The following is a 17,477-nucleotide window of genomic DNA, read 5'->3' as shown; positions in this document are numbered from 1 at the left end:
TCGGGTTTGAAACGCACCGAAGCCGGCGACAACCGATACCTGGAGACAGCAAGATGGCCTTCGACACGCTGCACTTTCTGTTGCAGTCGTGTCTCGCGCTACTTCCACGGGTCCGCTCGTAACGGGCCCGAGTGTCTCCATCCAGGCGTTCCTTGTCGCCGGCCGTTTCGGCGACTCGTCAATGAACATACGGCGAGCGTCATCGTGGATCTGCGTCCACTCGACCTGGACCTGCCTGTGCGCGGCGCGGATCGTCGCCCAAACCTCGCAGTCCGGTTCAGAACGTCTGCCAGTCTGATGTCCCGGTAGCGGTGGCAGCTAATACCTTAGTCCCGACCCCGGAAGGCTCTGGCATCGCCGCGGCCTTTGTCGCTGTTGCGCGAGAGGACGTCGGGCGCTTCCTGGCGACGCTTTGCGACGTCTTCTCCAGTCTCGTTTCCCGCGATGAAATCGTTTCCTTTCCATCGAACCTGAAGAAGGACACCGTTTTACGCAGGCTCTCCGCCTGCTGCGCCATCGTCTGCGCTGCTGCCGAAGCCTCTTCCACGAGCGCGGCGTTTTGCTGGGTGACCTGGTCCATCTGGTTGACCGCCTGATTCACCTGCTCGATACCGGTGCTCTGCTCGCTTGAGGCCGACGAGATTTCGCCCACGATGTCGGTCACGCGCTTCACCGATTGCACGATTTCCTTGATTGCGCCACCCGCTTCTTCTACCAGCGTCGAGCCTGCTTCCACCCGGCTGACTGACTCGGAGATCAACTCCTTGATTTCCTTTGCGGCAGTCGCGCTACGCTGGGCGAGCGTGCGGACCTCACCCGCAACGACAGCGAAGCCGCGTCCCTGCTCTCCTGCGCGAGCCGCCTCGACGGCTGCATTCAATGCGAGGATGTTGGTCTGAAAGGCAATGCCCTCGATGACGCCGATAATCTCGGACATTCGGGTCGAACTCGTGGAGATGTCGCGCATCGTCTCGACGACGCGGCCAACGATTTCGCCGCCGCGCTGCGCCACGCCCGACGCGGTACCCGCGAGCGTGGCAGCCTGCGTTGCGTTGTCCGTGTTGTGGCGGACCGCTGCGGTCAGTTGCTCCATGCTCGAGGCGGTTTCTTCGAGCGACGCGGCCTGCTCCTCGGTGCGGCTCGATAGATCAAGGTTGCCTTGTGCGATCTGCGCGCTCGCAGTCGCGACACCTTCAGCGTTTTCGCGCACGTCCGACACGACGCGCATCAGGGCCTCGCACATGGACTTCAGCGATGCCATGAGGCTGTTTGTGTCACCGGCGCGCAGGTCAATGCTGACGTTCAGGTCACCTGCCGCCACGCTTCTGGCCACGGCGGCGGCCGTCGCAGGCTCGGTGCCCAGTTGCCGGGTTACGCTGCGCATCATCCAGATGCCGATACCGAGGCCGACCGAGACGGACATCGCCACGAGGACAAGCATCAGATTCCGGCCTTCGTCGTACACGGCATCGTTGGATTCCGCCGTGCTTTGCGCGTCGCCCTGCTTCAGGGCAACCAGATTGCCCATCAGGACGAGCGTCCTGAAACCCTTCCGGTGGTACTCACCCAGCATGAATTCAGTCAGGCCATCCCGGTCCTGTAACGCGGCAGAACTGATCTTGCCTTTCATTTCGTTGAAGGCCTGGATGTAGTCCTGCCAGTTCTGGTCGAGCTCGGCAAACGTCGCCTTTCCTTTGTCGGTATAGACGAGAGGCTCTGCCTGGTTGAGGTGATCGCGCGCCTGGGCCAGGGCTTTATCGGCCTGGTCCAGCGAGCCAGCCCGCTGCTCGGCCGTTGTGGCCAGAACCGCATTACGCAGATAGGTTCCGACTCGCAGTACGTCCGCATTAGCCTGCTGGATCAGGTTCAGCCCAACAAGATCCTGCCGATACGTCTTGTCTGCATTTGCGCTGATTTGCGCCATATTGCGCAGACCGATCCCGCTGACGATAGCGCTGATGGCCGAAACCAGGATAAAAGCGCTGATCAGTTTGGTGCCGAGTTTCATGTTGCCGATATTCATAGTTCACTTTGGTGGGAATGAAAGAACCAGAACGGATAAGCGGGTTCGTGCACAGCCCGACGCGGTATCAGCCCCGAAAAGTCCGGCAAACCTGTTTCGAACAAGCGAACAAGCCAGTCACGCCAGCACCGGAAACAGCACGGTACATAACTGGTTATCGGCGGCGTGGATCATTTCTTCATACAAATTGTTCATCTGCCAGCGAGAAATTTTTTTACATTGATGTAAGGTATTTCGGTCGTTCCAGTCTTCACCTTACTGGACTGTGTAGTTACCACCCACCTTTATTCGTCGCGGTGCCTCCGGCTATTCCGGATGCATTTCCTGTAATCGATGGCTGTGATCACTTTGCCGTCGATTTCATTACACAAATCTTTCGTTATCTCGTGACGTGCTGCGGCTAATGTTCGGTGGAACGAGCGGTGGCAACGCTAAAAAATTGCTTGCCACTGCAGCGTGATTGCGCAAATCCAGTCGCAATTTTCAATCTCCATTTTCTATTCCTTACAAAAATTATCGGCATATCCAATCGCTGGAATATTTTTCTTTAGGACTTTTTCCAGGGTTTTAGTATTGACGCCAACCTACCCGATGAATATCTTTTTGCCTGAAACGACGAAGCCATTCTTCTCGCCGTCAGGCTGCCAGGATGCCAGGCGCTCGTTTCTCTAAAAGAACCACATACACCTTCAACCGGGGAAGTAATGAAACACAATAAGCGGGCGAACCCGCAGCGTTTCAAATCGCAACTCACGTTTCTGGCCAGCGCCATTTCGCTGTCGTTTCTCGCAGCGTGCGGTGGCGGTGGCGGCAGCCAGTCGGCAACGTCCACGTCAACGGCCACTCCTTCGAGCATCGGCGGCACCGTCGCAGTCGGCGACGCGCTCGCAGGCGCGAACGTCACGCTGATCGATTCGACGGGCAAGAGCGTCACGGCAACAAGCGACGCCGGTGGCAACTACTCGATCTCTCTCTCAGGATTAACCGCACCGTTTGTCCTTGTCGCAACGGATCCGGGCGGCGTCAATGCGCCGCTCTACTCGGTAACGGCTAGCGTTCCCACCGGTTCGAGCGCGCCCGTTGTCGCCAACGTGACGCCGTTGACGACAGCAGTCGCCGCCCAGTTGACGAGTGACGGCAATCCGCTCGAGCTTACGAAGGCAGCCACGCTCGCGGCCGATGTTTCGACCACGTCCGTCAACAACGCGATCTCCACGCTCAATACGATCCTCACGCCGATCCTCTCAGCCAACGGCGTATCGCCTTCCGCGTTCAATCCCATCAACCAGCCCTTCACCCCAAACCAGACGGGTGCAGACGCCGTAATCGACTCCGTTGCGGTGATCACGGGCGCGTCGGGCGGGCTCCAGATCTCGAGCACTTCGGCACCGGGCACGGCCATTACGCTCAACACGTCGACATCTGCCTCGGCCAGCCCCCAGCTTGCCGTTCCGCCTGTGGCGGCCAGCTATCTGGCCGCTACGCTGCAAGCGCTGTCGCAGTGCCTGGCAGGCACGACTTCGGCGTGCTCCACGGCCATCGACACGAACTATCTCGAGAACGGTTACAGCAGCACAAACGGCGGGTTTCAGGCGTACCACGCCGATCTCAGCGCGAGCGGTTCAATCATTACGGGCGCGAAAACGCTGGTCTACTGGGCGGCTGGTCAAAGCCCGTTCCCCAACATCACCCGGGCGAGCGCGCTGGTGCGCATCTTCTACACCAACAAGGCCGGGCAACATAACTTCGCCCTCACGGTGGTACAGACGAATGGCAGTGGCGGCTGGGACATTGTCGGCAACCAGCAGGCCTATAACGTCACGATCAGTTCTTTTGTGGATCAGCGCCAGTACCTCGACGCGAGCGATGCGGCAGGCAATCGCTATGAATCCGGCCTCGGTATCACCGTCCCCACGAGCAGCGCCTCCGCAGTCAACCCGTCGAACCTCGGCTCCGTGAACGTGGTCGGTGCAGGGCTGCCGTCTGGTGGTGTGTGGCTGGAGCCGCGCAGCGGCACAGGCAATACCTCGCTCGCACTCACGACCCGGATCGTGACGAGTGCGCCGACGACGACCACTACGACCGGCTCCAATACGTCGCTCTACCGTTGGGCCTGGCAGGCTCTGCCCAGCGACACCAGCACGTTCGCCTTCGCACCGAATAGCAGCGACGAGGGCTATATAGCGGCGACGCCCCTGACCGCCCAGACGCTGCCGGCGCCGTACGCGAGCTATACCGTGACCTTTTACGACACGACGGGCGCGCAGATCGGCAGCCCGCTCACTGTCGTCAACTCGACCCCGCCGCTGCTTCCCGCTGCGGCGCAGGGCGTGGCGTGGCAGACGCTCGGCAGCGACGTCATCAACAACTTCCTGACGCCCTCCGGCTCGCTCGCAGCGGCACAGGCGACGGCCTCCATCGACTGGTCGGGTGTCGTGAACGGACAAAACGTTTCGCCGCTTGTGACCGGCATCCAGATTCAGGCCGGTACGGACACGAGCGCGAGTACTCCGGCTGAGGTGGACGGCTGGTGGACGGGTGTGCCGACGGCACAGAACGGCCAGTACTCGGAAACGGTGACGGCCGGCGTCGCGCAAAACGGCGTGCAGACTTGTACCACCGCGTGCTCGTTCCCGGCACTCGCGACGGGAGTGTCGCGTCTCGTGCAACTCAATTGGGGGGCCGAAGGCGTGAGCTACTACAACATCTGGAAGTACAACGACTAAGCATTGCCGGCCAAATGGCTCACTGAAGCAAGAGTGCGTGGGCGCCCCGCAAGTGGCATCCACGCACGTTCCCTGCGTTTCACAGTCTGAACACCAATTCGATTGCAGTCCGAACCAATATCACTGAAAACCGCAGTAAGTGATCCTCGCCGGCTTGCGCATCAGCTAACCGATCCCATCGCCGATTGCTGATAGTTTTCAAGGCCGATCTTGTCGATCAGGCCGAGTTGAATTTCCAGCCAGTCGATGTGATCCTCCGTGTCGTCCAGGATCTCGACAAAGATTTCCCGCGACACAAAGTCCCGAACAGACTCGCAGTACGCAACGGCCTCCTTGCACTGCGCCTGCGCAATGCGCTCTAGCTTGAGGTCGCACTCGAGCACCTCTCGAACATCCTCGCCGATCAGAAGTTTGCTAAGGTCCTGCAGATTGGGCAGGCCGTCGAGCATGAGAATCCGCTCGATCAACTTGTCGGCATGCTTCATCTCCTCGATCGATTCGTCATACTCATGTTTGCCGAGTCCCGCGAAACCCCAGTGTCCGTAAAGCCGCGCGTGCAGAAAATACTGGTTGATCGCCGTCAGCTCGTTCTTCAGTTCCGCATTGAGATATTCGATAACTTTTGGATCAGCTTGCATGACTCCCTCCAGGGTGCTTCGTCTTCTCTGCTTCGGGACAATAACAAGGAGGATAGACATTTGACGCGCGCAACGCACGAACGAGAGCATCAATGAGACGAATTCCGCGTTTTATCGGCCCAATTTGTGCAGAGGAATGGCGCTTTTAACCACGTTCACTCACCTGGATTTGCCGGCAATCTGGCATAGTGTTTGCGAACAACTGGATCAGCGCAGCGCGATATTGACACGATCCGCTTCCGTTCTCTTTACGATTGAATTTCCATGGAAACAAGCATGTCGACGTCACAGCCGGACCGTGCAGGCTCCGCGTTTGAAGTCCTGCGAGTCTTTCTGAAGCTTGGCCTGACGTCGTTTGGCGGTCCCATCGCCCATATCGGCTACTTTCGTCGCGAGTTCGTCGAGCGGCGTCGCTGGCTCGACGACGAAACCTTCACGGATCTGGTCGGCCTCTGCCAGTTTCTCCCGGGTCCCGCCAGTAGCCAGACTGGTTTTTCGATCGGTTTGCTGCGCGCCGGCTGGCCAGGCGGGCTGGCAGCCTGGTGCGGTTTTACGTTGCCATCCGTCGCACTCCTGATCGCCTTTGCCGTGATCGCGCCTGAACTCGGCGGACCCGCGGGAACCGGGTTGATTCACGGACTGAAACTCGTCGCCGTTGCCGTCGTGGCGCAAGCCGTATGGGACATGGCGCGCCGCCTATGCCCCGACCATCGCCGCGCCGGCATTGCACTCGTTGCGGTCGTGCTTCTCGCTGTCATGACGACGGCGTATGCACAGTTGCTCGTCATCGTGCTCGGCGCGGCGCTCGGCATCCTGCTGTGCCGGTCCACGTCTTCGGAGACCATTGTCGGCGCGCGTCAGCATACGCAGGAGTTTCGCGTGTCGCGTGCCGCCGGTATGGTCGCGCTTGTCCTCTTTTGCGCCCTGCTTTTCGGACTTCCGGCGCTTGTGGCATTCGACACGACGCATACCGTCCGCGTGTTCGACGCCTTTTACCGCTCGGGCGCCCTCGTGTTCGGCGGCGGTCACGTGGTGCTGCCTTTGCTGCAACGTGAGACCGTGGCTACAGGCTGGGTCTCACCGAACGACTTCCTTGCGGGCTACGGAGCCGCCCAGGCCGTGCCCGGCCCGCTCTTCACGTTCGCCGCCTTCCTTGGATGGATCATGAGCGGCCCATCCAGTCATGCGCTGGGCGCCTTCGTGGCGCTGGCAGGCATCTTTTTACCCGGCCTGCTTCTCGTGCTCGCCGCGCTGCCATACTGGCAAGCGCTTCGCGCCCATCCCTCCATGGCGGCCATGCTGGCTGGCGTGAATGCAGCCGTGGTCGGCCTGCTTGCCATGGCGCTCTATTCGCCGGTGTGGACGAGCGCCGTCCAGTCACGGATCGACTTTGCGGTCGCGACCATCGGCTTCTTTTTGCTCACGCGGTGGAAAGTGCCGCCGCTCGCTGTCGTCGTGCTTTCGGCGGCGGCTGGCGTCGCCGAGATGCTGTTTCGTTGAGCGGTAAAGCTCACCCTCGCCAGGCTTGAAGAAACCTGAGCCAGGCAGTCGCGCCGGGATCGGCGTGACCGATACTGCGTTCCTGTACCCACGCCGCGCGCCCTTTCTTCGACTGCAACGCAGCGGTGGCGCGCACCTGTCGCTCTGCCGTGTCGATCATCGCGTCGAGAAGCGCGCGCTCGTCGACGCTGTCTGATCCGAACGCTTCAAGTGTGTCGAGGCTCGGCACGAGTGCATCGAGCACCGTCTTGTCGCCAAGCTGCGATTTGCCCCGCTCGGCAATGCGCGCGGCCACCGCACGCCCCATGGCGAGCGCTTCGACCCGGCCCGCAACCTGGCTGCCCGCCATGGTCTTCGCAGCAGCGAGCAGCCCGCCGCCCACGAGCGCCCCGAACGTCGAAGGATTCGCCGTCGAAAACGCCTTGCCCGTTGCGATCAGCACCTCGCCCAGCGCGGCGTCGGGCGGCAGCTTCGCAATGGCGTCGGCGGCGGCGAGCGAGCCCGCCTTCACCGTGACGCCCAGGTCGCCGTCGCCGAGCGCGGCGTCGAGTTCGCGCAGTTCCTCCGCGCTGGCGGGCATCGCGTTCAATGCGCCGATGAGCCGCTCCCTGACCTCGCTGACCGAAAGGCTCATCGCGCGCCTCCCTCGTCCACGCGCCATCCTTCGCGCCAGAACGGCGAGCGCACCGGCGCGTCGAGCAGCGTGTCGAGTTCCTCGTCGAGTTGCATCACGGAGATCGAGGCACCAGCCATTTCGAGGCTCGTCACGTACTCGCCCACATAAGCGCGCGCCACGCGCAGTCCGGCGGCAGCAACGGCCTGCGCGGCGCGCCGGTACAGCAGATACAGTTCTTCGAGCGGCGTCGCGCCGAGTCCGTTGACGAGCAGCGCCACGCTCGCCCCCGCCTTGGCCTGCAAGTCGCCCAGGATCGCGTCCGTGAGCCGTTCGGCGATGGCATCCGCGCTCTCCAGTTTGCCGCGGTGCGTGCCCGGCTCGCCATGAATGCCGATGCCGATCTCCATTTCGCCGTCGGGCAGCGTGAAGGTCGGCTTGCCGGCCGCCGGCAGGATCGTCGGCGAAAGGCCCACGCCCATCGTGCGCGTCGCGCCGTTCGCCTTCGCGGCAATGCGCGCGACTTCGTCGAGCGTGTCGCCGCGTTCGGCCGCCGCGCCCGCGCACTTGAAGCCGAACACCATGCCCGCCACGCCGCGGCGATCCGAGGCCCGCTCAGGCGGCGCGGAAGCGACATCGTCGGCAACGAGTACGGTGCGCGTCTCGATGCCGTCGGCGTCGGCCAGGTCGGCGGCGAGATCGAAGTTGAACACGTCGCCGCCGTAATTGCCGTACAGGTAGAGCACGCCCGCGCCGCCGTGGACCGCCTTGGTGGCCTCGTAGATCTGCTCGGACGATGGCGACGAAAACACGTTGCCCACCGCCACGCCGCTCGCGAGCCCTTTGCCCACATAGCCGAGAAAGCCCGGCAAGTGTCCGGAACCGCCGCCTGTCACGATGCCCACCTTACCCGCGTTCGGCGCGTCGGCGCGCACGAGCGCGCGGCGGTCGGCCGTGACCGGCTTGAGCCAGCCCGGATGGGCGAGCAGCAATGCGTCGATCATCTCGTCGACAAAATGATCAGGATGATTAATGATCTTTTTCACGTGTCGCGTCTCCAGTAATGGGTGGCCTACGCGCCACCGCTCACGTTGACTTCTCCGTTCAAAGCTTGCGCCGTTGGCTCAGCGCGTCGAGCAATACCGCCGCGAGAATCACGCCGCCCTGGATAAACTGCGTCCAGAACGGATTGACGCCGAGCAGCGAAAGCCCGACATTGATCACGCCGATCAGCACCACGCCAATGAATGTGCCGACGATCGAGCCGCGCCCGCCTGCGAGCGAGGTGCCGCCGATCACGACGCCTGCGATCACCTGCAGCTCCAGCCCGTTGGCCGCGGACGGCAACGCCGAATTGAGCCGCCCGGCGAGGACGATGCCCGCAATGGCAGCGGTCACGCCCGCGAACATGTAGGTGAGAAAGATCACGCGGCTTACCGGAATGCCCGCAAGCCGCGCCGCTTCCTTGTTGCCGCCCACGGCGAACACCTGGTGGCCGAATTCCGTCTTGCGCAGCAATACGTGGCCAACGACGAAAACGGCCAGCATCACGAGCATCGGCGCGGGCAGGCCCGCAAACGTCTTCGCGCCGAACGCCGTAAACACGGCGGGAAAGTCGAATTTCGTGCGCCCGTCCGAAATCGCGAGTGTGAGGCCGCGCCCCATTGCCATCATCGCGAGCGTGACGATGAACGGCACGAGTCGCAGCCACGCAATCCCGAAGCCGTTGAGCGCACCCACCGCCGCGCCGGTGACGAGCGCAATGACGAGCCCTGCTACGCCGAGCCCGACCGCGTCCGGGCTCGCGCCCGCCATGACGGTCGCGGCCACCATGCCGCTCAGCGCGACGAGCGAGCCCACGGAAAGGTCGATGCCCGAGGTGATGATCACGAACGTGCCGCCCACGGCCGCGATGCCGACCACGGACACCTGCACCATGATGTTGGTGAGCGTGCTCGTGGTGAGAAATTCGGGCGACGCCAGCGAGAGCGCGATGCAGATCAGCACGAGCGCCGCAATGAGCGGCCCGAGGCCGCTGCGCAGCTGGCGCAGCACGCGCTGTTGCAGGCTTTGTGTTTCTTCACGCGGTCGAACCGTAGTGGACGTCATGCTGCAACTCCGGTGGTAGCCCATTGAATGATCGTCTCCGAGCTCGCGTGCTCGCGTGCGACCTCGCCGACGATGCTGCCGCGATACATCACGAGCACGCGGTCCGACATGCCGAGCAGCTCGGGCAGTTCGGAACTCACGAGGACGACGGCCGCGCCCGCGCGCGCCATCGCGACGATATGCGCATAGATCTCGGTCTTGGCGCCGACGTCGATGCCGCGCGTGGGCTCGTCGAGCAGGATCACGGCCGGCGACGTCGCGCTCGCGCGCCCGAGAATCACCTTCTGCTGATTGCCGCCCGAAAGATTGCCGGTGAGCGACGTGACCGAGGGCGCGCGTACCGCGAAGCGCTCGACCGCCTCGCGCGCGAGCCTGCGCTTTCGCGCCGCGCTCACGAAGCCGCCGCGCACCAGCGCCCGCAAGCTCGAAAGCGCGACGTTCTCTTCGATGCTCGCGTCGAGCACAAGCCCTTCGAGCTTACGGTCCTCGGCGGTGTAGACAATGCCCGCGCGCATGCCTTGCGCGGGCGAGCGCAGTGCGAGCCTGCGCCCGCGCAGCCGCAACTCGCCTCGGGTTAGTGGCAGCGCACCGCATAATGTTTTCAGCAGCTCAGTGCGCCCCGCGCCCGCAATGCCGCCAATGCCCACGATCTCGCCCGCGCGAATGCTAAAGCTCGCGTCGCGCAGCACAGGCGCGCTCGCCACGTTCTGCGCTTCCAGCACGACGTCGCCATAGGGCCGCGCTTCCCATGGATAGAACGAGTCGAGATTGCGCGCGACCATCGCCTGCACGAGCGCCGGTTCGTTCCATTCAGACATGGGCCGCGCGCCGACCGTCGCGCCGTCGCGCATCACCACGGCCGAATCGGCCAGTTCGAACACTTCTTCGAGATGGTGGGAAATGAAAATGATGCCCATGCCCGCCGCACGCAGTCGCCGCACGACGGCGTAGAGATGCTCGATATCGTGATGCTGGAGCGCGGCCGTGGGCTCGTCCATCACGAGTATGCGGGCGTCGCGCGCGAGCGCCTTGGCGACCTCCACGAGCTGCCGCTTGTTGAGCGGCAGATCACCGAGGCGCATGGCGGGCGGCACGCCTTCCAGCCCGACCTGGGCCAGCGCCTCGCGCGCCATGGCGTTGGCGCTGCGATGATCGACGAGGCCATAGCGCCGCGGCATGCGGCCCAGAAAGAGGTTTTCGGCCACCGTCATGTCGTTGACGAGCGAAAGCTCCTGATAAATCACGGCCACGCCCGCGTCGATCGCGGCCTGGGTGCCGCGAGCGAGTCGTACGCCATCGATCTCGATCGTGCCTTCGTCCGGCTCGTAAGCCCCGGATAGCGTTTTGATGAGCGACGACTTGCCCGCGCCGTTCTCGCCGACGATCGCCATCACGTGCCCCGCATGCAGCTCGAGGCTTACGCCTCGCAGCGCCTTCACGCCGGGAAAGCTCTTCACGATGCCGTTCATGCGCAACAGCGGCGACGCGCCTGTCCCGCCGCCTGCGCTGGTGTTCTCCTGCTGCGATACGTCCATTGCCGAACCTGATTCGCGTTTCATCCGTTCATCCCTGGCGCCGGCGCACGCGTCGCGCGCGGCCGGCGCTTAAGACCGCCCGTTACTGCTTGACTTCGAGGGCCCACAGACCGTATTGCTTCACGCCGTCCGAATCGATATTCGACTTGTCGATCAGATAGGTCGGCCACGCGTAATTCGAGGGCACGTCCTTCTTCGCCTCGTAGTCGGTAATGAACGTCATCGCCTTCGCGGACATGCCGATCGGGTTTTGCGAGATCGTCGCATCCTGCTTGCCCGCACGGATCGCCGACAGCGCCTGCGCCGTGCCATCCGCGCCGATCACCATGATGTGGCCGGGGTCGCCGAGCGGCTTGTAGCGGCCCGCATTGTCGATGGCTTTTTCCGCGCCCACCGTGTTGTCGTCGTTCGCGCCGAATACCGCGTCGATTTGCGGATACTTCTGGAGAATGCTCGTCATCGCATTGAGCGACTTCTCCTGATCGAAGCCGCCTTCCTGGCGCGCGACAACCTTGATGTCGGGATACTTCGCGATCTCTTCCGAGAAACCCTTCTCGCGATCGGTCGCCGCCGTGGTCCCGATGAGGCCGATCAGATCGACCACGTTGCCCTTGGGCGAGCCATAACGCTTGCTCAACTGGTCGGCGATCCACTTCGCGCCGGTGGCGCCAAGCGCTACGTTGTCCGAAGCGACGAACGAGGTCACCTTGCCGCCGTCCGAGCCGCGGTCGAGCATGAAGACCGGCACATTCATCGAATTGGCCTTCTCGACGGCCGGGATGATCGCCTTCGAATCGATCGGATTGAGCACGATCGCCTGCACGCCCTGGCTCAGCAAATTGAGCGTGTCGTTGACCTGCTGCTGCGCGTCGCCGTTCGCGTTCGTTTGCACGAGATCGAAGCCCTGCTTTTCGGCGCCGCGCTCCACACCGTTCTTCAGGCCAACGAAGAACGCGTTATTGAGCGTGGCGATCGAGAAGCCAACCTTGATCTTCGTGACTGCCGGCGACGCCGCCGCGGCCTGCGCCGGCGCGCTCGCCGCGGCGGCGTCGGAGGCAGCCGCGGTGGTCGAAGGCGACTCGCTCTTCGAGCAGCCTGCCAGCATTGCCGCGGCGGCGAACATCGTCACGCCCGCTGTGGCTCCCATGCGCGCGCTGCGCGCCACCCATCTGTCGAACCCTGCTGAACTCCACGCCATCACCGTCTCCTGTCTTTGATCTGCTGGTTTTTGACTGACCTGCGAACCGCCAACCGACTGCGTAATCGTTTGTACTGCGTGTGTTTTGCATTGCAACGACTGCCTGGACCCGCTAGCGAACGCGCATTACTTGCGCGGGCCGTAGCCCTTGAACTTCTCGATGACTTCCTCCATTTGCGCATCGGAAAGCAGCGGCGGCTCGCCGAGCTGGCAAGCCAGCAGATACTGCTTTGCGAGCACCTCTACTTCATTCGCCAGCCATAATGCCCGCGCGAGGTCGCGCCCGAGCGCGATGACGCCGTGATGCGCAAGCAGGCACGCGAGCCGCTCGTGCAGCGCTTCGAGCGCGTGATCGGAGAGCGCCTGGCTGCCGAAGGTCGCATACGGCGCGCAGCGAATCGAATTGCCGCCCGCCGCGGCCACCATGTAGTGATGCGCGGGTATGCCGCGACTGTGAATTGCGAGCGCCGTCGCGGCTTGTGAATGCGTATGGACCACGGCGTTCACGTCGGCGCGTGCGCGCAGGATGTCGCGATGAAAGCGCCACTCCGACGAAGGACGTTTCGCTTCGAATAGCGGATCGTCGTCGCGCACGTCGAGCGGTATCCAGACGACGCGCTCTCGCGTGAGCGCGGCGCTCGGCACGCCACTCGGGGTAATCAGGAGTCCGTCATGCCAGCGCGCGCTCACGTTTCCCGAGGTGCCCTGATTGATGCCGAGGCGCTCCATTTCACGCGTGGTATCGACGATCTGCTGGCGCATTTCGGTTTCTGCTCGCGCATCGCGCGCACGTTCCCCCGCCTCGCCCGCACGGCGGCCTTCGTTCGCGCCGCTCACGCTGCCGCTCCGTTAGCGAAAAGCGCTGCAAGACTTGCCTCGAACGGCGCGCGCACGATGCCGCGCTCCGTCACGATGCCGGTAACCAGTGTATGGGGCGTGACATCGAACGCGGGGTTGCGCACCTGAATGCCTTCAGGCGCGGTGCGCTGTCCCGCGAGATGCGTCACTTCCGCCGCGCCGCGCTCCTCGATCACGATGTCCGCGCCGCTGGCGGTGCGCAGATCCAGCGTGGACGACGGACACGCCACATAGAAGGGAATGCCGAAATGCTTCGCCGCAATCGCTACGCCGAGCGTGCCGATCTTGTTCGCGATGTCGCCGTTCGCGGCCACGCGATCCGTGCCGACGATCACGAGATCGATGAGCCCCTGGGCCATCAGGGTCGGCGCCATGCTGTCGGTGATGAGCGTGACGTCGAGCCCCGCCTGCTGCAGTTCGTAAGCGGTGAGACGCGCGCCTTGCAGGAGCGGCCGCGTCTCGTCTGCGTAGACGCGAAACGCCACACCGTCGCGGTGCGCGCAATAGAGCGGCGCCGTCGCCGTGCCGATGCCCGCCGTGGCCAGTGCACCGGCATTGCAGTGCGTGAGGACGCCGCTGCCGGGCGCGATGAGCGCGCGTCCGGCTTCGCCGATCCGCGCGCACAATTCGATATCTTCTTGATGAATGCGCTTAGCCTCGGCAACGAGCGCTTCGTAAAGCGCGGCTCCCGTCGCGCCGGACTCCGAGCGTGCGTGTGCGAGCATCCGCTCGAGCGCCCAGCGCAAGTTCACCGCAGTGGGCCGCGCGCTGTCCAGATACGCGGCATGCGCTTCGAGGCGCGCGAGGAACGTATCGCGCGAATCCGTTGGCTCATGCCGCATCGCCACACACAGGCCATAGGCGGCCGCGACGCCAATCGCAGGCGCGCCGCGAACGCGCAGTTCGTGTATCGCGCGCCAGACTGCCTCGACACTGTCCACGGCTTCGACCACGCATTCGCGCGGCAAACGCGTCTGGTCGAGCAGATAAAGGGTGCCGTCGCGCCACTCGATGGTGGGCGGAAGACTCGATTGCTGCGCCTGCAACGTCATACGTTCTCCGTCGATGCCGGTTGTCCGGGCTCTGCCGCTCATGCGGCAGCCTGTATTCACTTACGCCGATTCGGTGAGCACCTGAGCGGCCAACGCGGTGACCGCCTCGATTGAAGCCAACTCGCGCCGCCCGACCAGCAGCGCTTCGGCGAGCTTCAGGCAGCGCACTTCCACCCGCGCGCGCACCGCGTCGTCCTTGATACTCGTAATCTCCGCCACCTTTGCCATGCCGACGATGCGGCGAATCATCTTGCAGCCCGCAAAGCCGAGCGTATCGGCGAAGCGCCGCCGGATGAAGTCGTCGCGGAAGGCCTCCGCCGCACGCGTACCCGCCGGACCGCCAATATACGCGTGGCCGGTCTCGCGCTCGTGCAGCCGCCAGATCTGCCCGAACTTTTGCGCGAAGGCGTTCCACACGGCCTCGACCTGATCGAGCAGCCAGCCCTGGTAGGCTGCCGGGTCGCGTCCCGCCGCACGGTCGTGCCAGTCGCGCGCGTAATACGCGAGCAGCAGGTTCGCAATGAACGCGCCCGTGTCGAAGCCCATCGGTCCATAGAACGCGAACTCGGGATCGATCACATACGTCTCGTGTTCGTTCGCCATGATCGAGCCCGTATGCAGGTCGCCGTGCACGAGCGTTTCCGCATGGTTCATGAAGGCCCACTTCATCTCGCCTGCCGCGAGCCTTAGCGGCTCGTGCGTACGCAGCCGTTCGATCGCAGCCGCGGGGAGCGCGGGGCTATAGACATTCGACGGATGATCTTCGAACGGAAACGTGAAGACGAGTTCCTCGGTAATTCTGCACAGTTCCGTGTTGATGTCGCCGCCGACGGCCGCTTTCTTGGCATCCGGCGCCAGATAGAGATCGGAGCCATGAAAGAGCGTGCGGGCGAGAAACGTGGAAATGTGATCAGCGAGTCGCGGGTACACGATGCCGTCTATCAGCCCTCCGCGCAGCACGCGATGCGAATCGAGCCGCTGCATCACCATGAGGAACTTCTCGCTATCCGCGTGAAAAACGCTCGGCACGTGCTCGGGGCATAGCGCGCCGAAGCGGCGCAACGCCGCCACTTCGCGCTCCATGCGCTCGCGCGGCAAGGGCCACGCTTCGCCAACCAGCCTCAGGTACGGCGGCGCCTGCTTTACGACGACGCTCAAGCGCGGGTCGCGTGTGCTGCTCACGAAGTAGACGTAGTTCAGATTGCCATCGCCCACTTCGACGACCTGCAATTCGCTGTCGTCGCCAAGCCTTGCACAAACGGCCGGAATACCCCGCAGATAGGCGGTCAATTCCGCAGAGCTGAAAGCTTCGAAGTGCATACGTTTTTCCTGTCCGGAAATGGGCCGCTGGCCCGCCTAACGTCGCTTACGCACGAGATCGAACTTGAAAATGCTGGCGTTGTAGTAGTCGTTGCTGTAGCAGACCGCGCGGCCGGTCTCGTCGAAATCGACTTCGTCGATCAGCAAAAACATGCCGATGCTCTCCTGCAATTCCGGCAAATCCCGCGGGGTGAGAACGGTCGGCTGGATCGAACTATGCGTGTGGGAGAGTCGAACGCCCGCGCGCTCCAGCGTGCCAAATAGCGACTCGCCCAGTTCGTGCCCTTCGAGCAACGCCTTCGGCACGATGTCGATGCAGTAAGCGGCGATCGCATCATCGGCGCGCCGCACGCGTTCGAACCGCACGCAGGGATCGCCTTCGGCGAGGCCGAGCTTTTGCGCGAGGCTGCCGGAAGCCGCGATCGTCCTCACCTGCAAACGACTCGTGGAAGGCACCGCGCCGACACTGCGTATCATGTCCGTCACAGACATCAGATCATCCAGACCGCCTTGCAGCTTGAGCGTGATTTGTCTGACGAAGGTCCCCTTGCCGTGCACGCGCGTGAGAAGACCATGGGAAATCATCTGCGCTACCGCCTCCCGCAGACTGGAGCGGCCCACGCCCAACAGCTCGCAAAGCTCCGGCTCCGGGGGGATTTGATCGCCCGGCTTGAGCGAGCGCTCGCGGATCATTTCCAGCAGCGAATCCTGGATTCGCTCGCACATCGACTGATCGACGCTCAGGCGCATGTCTTCCGCAAGATTGCGTGGGTTGGCCACATTGGGCTCCAATCTACATCAGACGTCTGATGTTATGGGCTCGTGGTTTTCCCTTTCATGCGCCGCAACATGGAGAGCGTGGAGGCGGCGCGCAATCGCGCGCGTCCCCGTACGTCAACGCGCTGCGCTATTTGATGCTCACCGAAAACGGCACCGTCTCGAGCAGATCTTCGAGCCCGAGCCACAAAATCTGCAGGCCGATGCACAGCAGCACAAATGCGAGCAGGCGCATGAACACTTCCGTGCCGACTGGTCCGAGCCGCTTGCCGACATGCCCCGCGAAGCGCACACACAGATAGATGCAGCCGCAAAGAACGACCAAGGCAAGCAACACGCCGACGACATTGACAAGTTGCACGTGACCGCGCGGCCGGCCTGTGCCAAGCGCAATCGCGATCGCAATCGACCCCGGCCCAACGGTGACCGGCAGCGTGAGCGGATAAAACGCCATGGCGCGCAGCGTCGCCTGGCGCGCCGAATCCGGGGGCGCCTGCGATTGTGCCGCCTCCGCGCCATCGGTCGATTTGTGAAGCAGGTTCCAGCCGGCGAACGCGATGACCAACCCGCCCGCCACCCGCAACACGGGTATCGAGATGCCAAAGAACGACAGCACATAGGCGCCCATGAGCAGCGCCCCGAGCAGAATGAACAGGCTGTTGATGGCAATGATCCGCGCGAGAAATGCGCGTTCGCTGGCCGTCGCATGCGGCAGCATGCTCAGGACGATGAACCCCGCCGCGGGCGGATTAATCACGGGAAAGAGTCCCGCGAAGACGAGCAGGAAGGTGTCGGAGAGTTGATTGAGCATCCCTGTTCCCCCTTGGCATCACAGAGTATACGGTCCTGCTCGCCGCGCATTCAATACGACGATGGTCCCACTGAATGACGATTATGGAAGCGGAATGGAACTTCATCGGTCGATGCGGCTCGAACAATGCCGCCAAAATGTCGACGCGCGCCGCGCAGACCCAACGTTCAAGCCCATCTGTCGATGCCCTTCGCTTCCCGACTTCGATTGCTGCCCAGCCTGCTCACTCTGATCGTCGTGGGCCTTGCAGCCGGCGCCGTTCCAGCCAGCGCCCATGCAGCCGCTCATCACACCGCGGCCGAAAGAACCCACCATGC

14 protein-coding genes are annotated in these 17,477 nt (G+C 63.3%); 2 read left to right on the top strand and 12 right to left on the bottom strand.

From position 1 onward, the window contains the following. Positions 1–277 precede the first annotated feature (277 nt). Positions 278–2,023 carry a methyl-accepting chemotaxis protein gene (locus tag E1N52_RS30865; RefSeq protein ID WP_133186996.1) on the bottom strand — a complete coding sequence of 582 codons (1,746 nt, stop codon included), beginning with the start codon at positions 2,021–2,023 and terminating at the stop codon, positions 278–280. Between the two features lie 704 nt (positions 2,024–2,727). On the opposite strand from E1N52_RS30865, the gene E1N52_RS30860 reads away from it, so the two are divergent. Continuing rightward, entirely contained in the window at positions 2,728–4,749 is a 2,022-nt protein-coding gene (locus tag E1N52_RS30860; protein ID WP_133186994.1) for a hypothetical protein, read from the top strand. Between the two features lie 161 nt (positions 4,750–4,910). On the opposite strand, the gene bfr is transcribed toward E1N52_RS30860, so the two are convergent. After that, complete coding sequence (gene bfr, locus E1N52_RS30855; RefSeq protein WP_133186992.1) at positions 4,911–5,387, bottom strand: bacterioferritin; 477 nt, start codon at positions 5,385–5,387, stop codon at positions 4,911–4,913. 264 nt (positions 5,388–5,651) lie between these two features. On the opposite strand from bfr, the gene chrA reads away from it, so the two are divergent. Continuing rightward, positions 5,652–6,887: a chromate efflux transporter gene (gene chrA / locus E1N52_RS30850; RefSeq protein WP_133186990.1), complete on the top strand. Its 1,236-nt coding sequence runs from the start codon at positions 5,652–5,654 to the stop codon at positions 6,885–6,887. Positions 6,888–6,897: 10 nt separating this feature from the next. Here the strand turns inward: chrA and E1N52_RS30845 are convergent, their stop codons facing one another. The 10 genes from E1N52_RS30845 to E1N52_RS30800 all read right to left on the bottom strand — a co-directional run bounded on the left by E1N52_RS30845 (position 6,898) and on the right by E1N52_RS30800 (position 17,160). After that, positions 6,898–7,521 (bottom strand): DAK2 domain-containing protein, encoded by a 624-nt coding sequence (locus tag E1N52_RS30845; protein ID WP_133186988.1) that lies wholly within the window; start codon positions 7,519–7,521, stop codon positions 6,898–6,900. Next, positions 7,518–8,546: a dihydroxyacetone kinase subunit DhaK gene (locus E1N52_RS30840; RefSeq protein WP_133186986.1), complete on the bottom strand. Its 1,029-nt coding sequence runs from the start codon at positions 8,544–8,546 to the stop codon at positions 7,518–7,520. The genes E1N52_RS30845 and E1N52_RS30840 overlap by 4 nt, the downstream gene beginning before the upstream one ends. A 58-nt stretch (positions 8,547–8,604) precedes the next feature. After that, a complete protein-coding gene (locus E1N52_RS30835) occupies positions 8,605–9,609 on the bottom strand; it encodes an ABC transporter permease (protein WP_133186984.1) in 1,005 nt (334 codons plus the stop codon). Beyond that, positions 9,606–11,144, bottom strand: coding sequence for a sugar ABC transporter ATP-binding protein (locus tag E1N52_RS30830; protein ID WP_133187032.1), 1,539 nt, complete (start codon positions 11,142–11,144; stop codon positions 9,606–9,608). The genes E1N52_RS30835 and E1N52_RS30830 overlap by 4 nt, the downstream gene beginning before the upstream one ends. 82 nt (positions 11,145–11,226) lie before the next feature. Continuing rightward, positions 11,227–12,342 carry a sugar ABC transporter substrate-binding protein gene (locus tag E1N52_RS30825; RefSeq protein WP_133186982.1) on the bottom strand — a complete coding sequence of 372 codons (1,116 nt, stop codon included), beginning with the start codon at positions 12,340–12,342 and terminating at the stop codon, positions 11,227–11,229. Between the two features lie 126 nt (positions 12,343–12,468). Next, complete coding sequence (locus E1N52_RS30820; RefSeq protein WP_133187030.1) at positions 12,469–13,104, bottom strand: class II aldolase/adducin family protein; 636 nt, start codon at positions 13,102–13,104, stop codon at positions 12,469–12,471. A gap of 71 nt (positions 13,105–13,175) precedes the next feature. Beyond that, positions 13,176–14,252, bottom strand: coding sequence for an S-methyl-5-thioribose-1-phosphate isomerase (gene mtnA / locus E1N52_RS30815; protein ID WP_133186980.1), 1,077 nt, complete (start codon positions 14,250–14,252; stop codon positions 13,176–13,178). A gap of 60 nt (positions 14,253–14,312) precedes the next feature. Continuing rightward, positions 14,313–15,572 (bottom strand): S-methyl-5-thioribose kinase, encoded by a 1,260-nt coding sequence (gene mtnK, locus E1N52_RS30810; protein ID WP_133186978.1) that lies wholly within the window; start codon positions 15,570–15,572, stop codon positions 14,313–14,315. A 36-nt stretch (positions 15,573–15,608) separates the two neighbouring features. Continuing rightward, complete coding sequence (locus E1N52_RS30805; RefSeq protein WP_246089279.1) at positions 15,609–16,352, bottom strand: GntR family transcriptional regulator; 744 nt, start codon at positions 16,350–16,352, stop codon at positions 15,609–15,611. A 127-nt stretch (positions 16,353–16,479) separates the two neighbouring features. Then, the gene (locus tag E1N52_RS30800) at positions 16,480–17,160 is read right to left on the bottom strand and encodes a MarC family protein (RefSeq protein WP_133186976.1); all 681 of its coding nucleotides are present in this window, start codon (positions 17,158–17,160) and stop codon (positions 16,480–16,482) included. Positions 17,161–17,477: the final 317 nt, after the last annotated feature.

Source organism: Paraburkholderia guartelaensis (genome assembly GCF_004353905.1).
GTDB lineage: Bacteria > Pseudomonadota > Gammaproteobacteria > Burkholderiales > Burkholderiaceae > Paraburkholderia > Paraburkholderia guartelaensis.
This window is presented reverse-complemented; position numbering and strand designations above follow the sequence as displayed.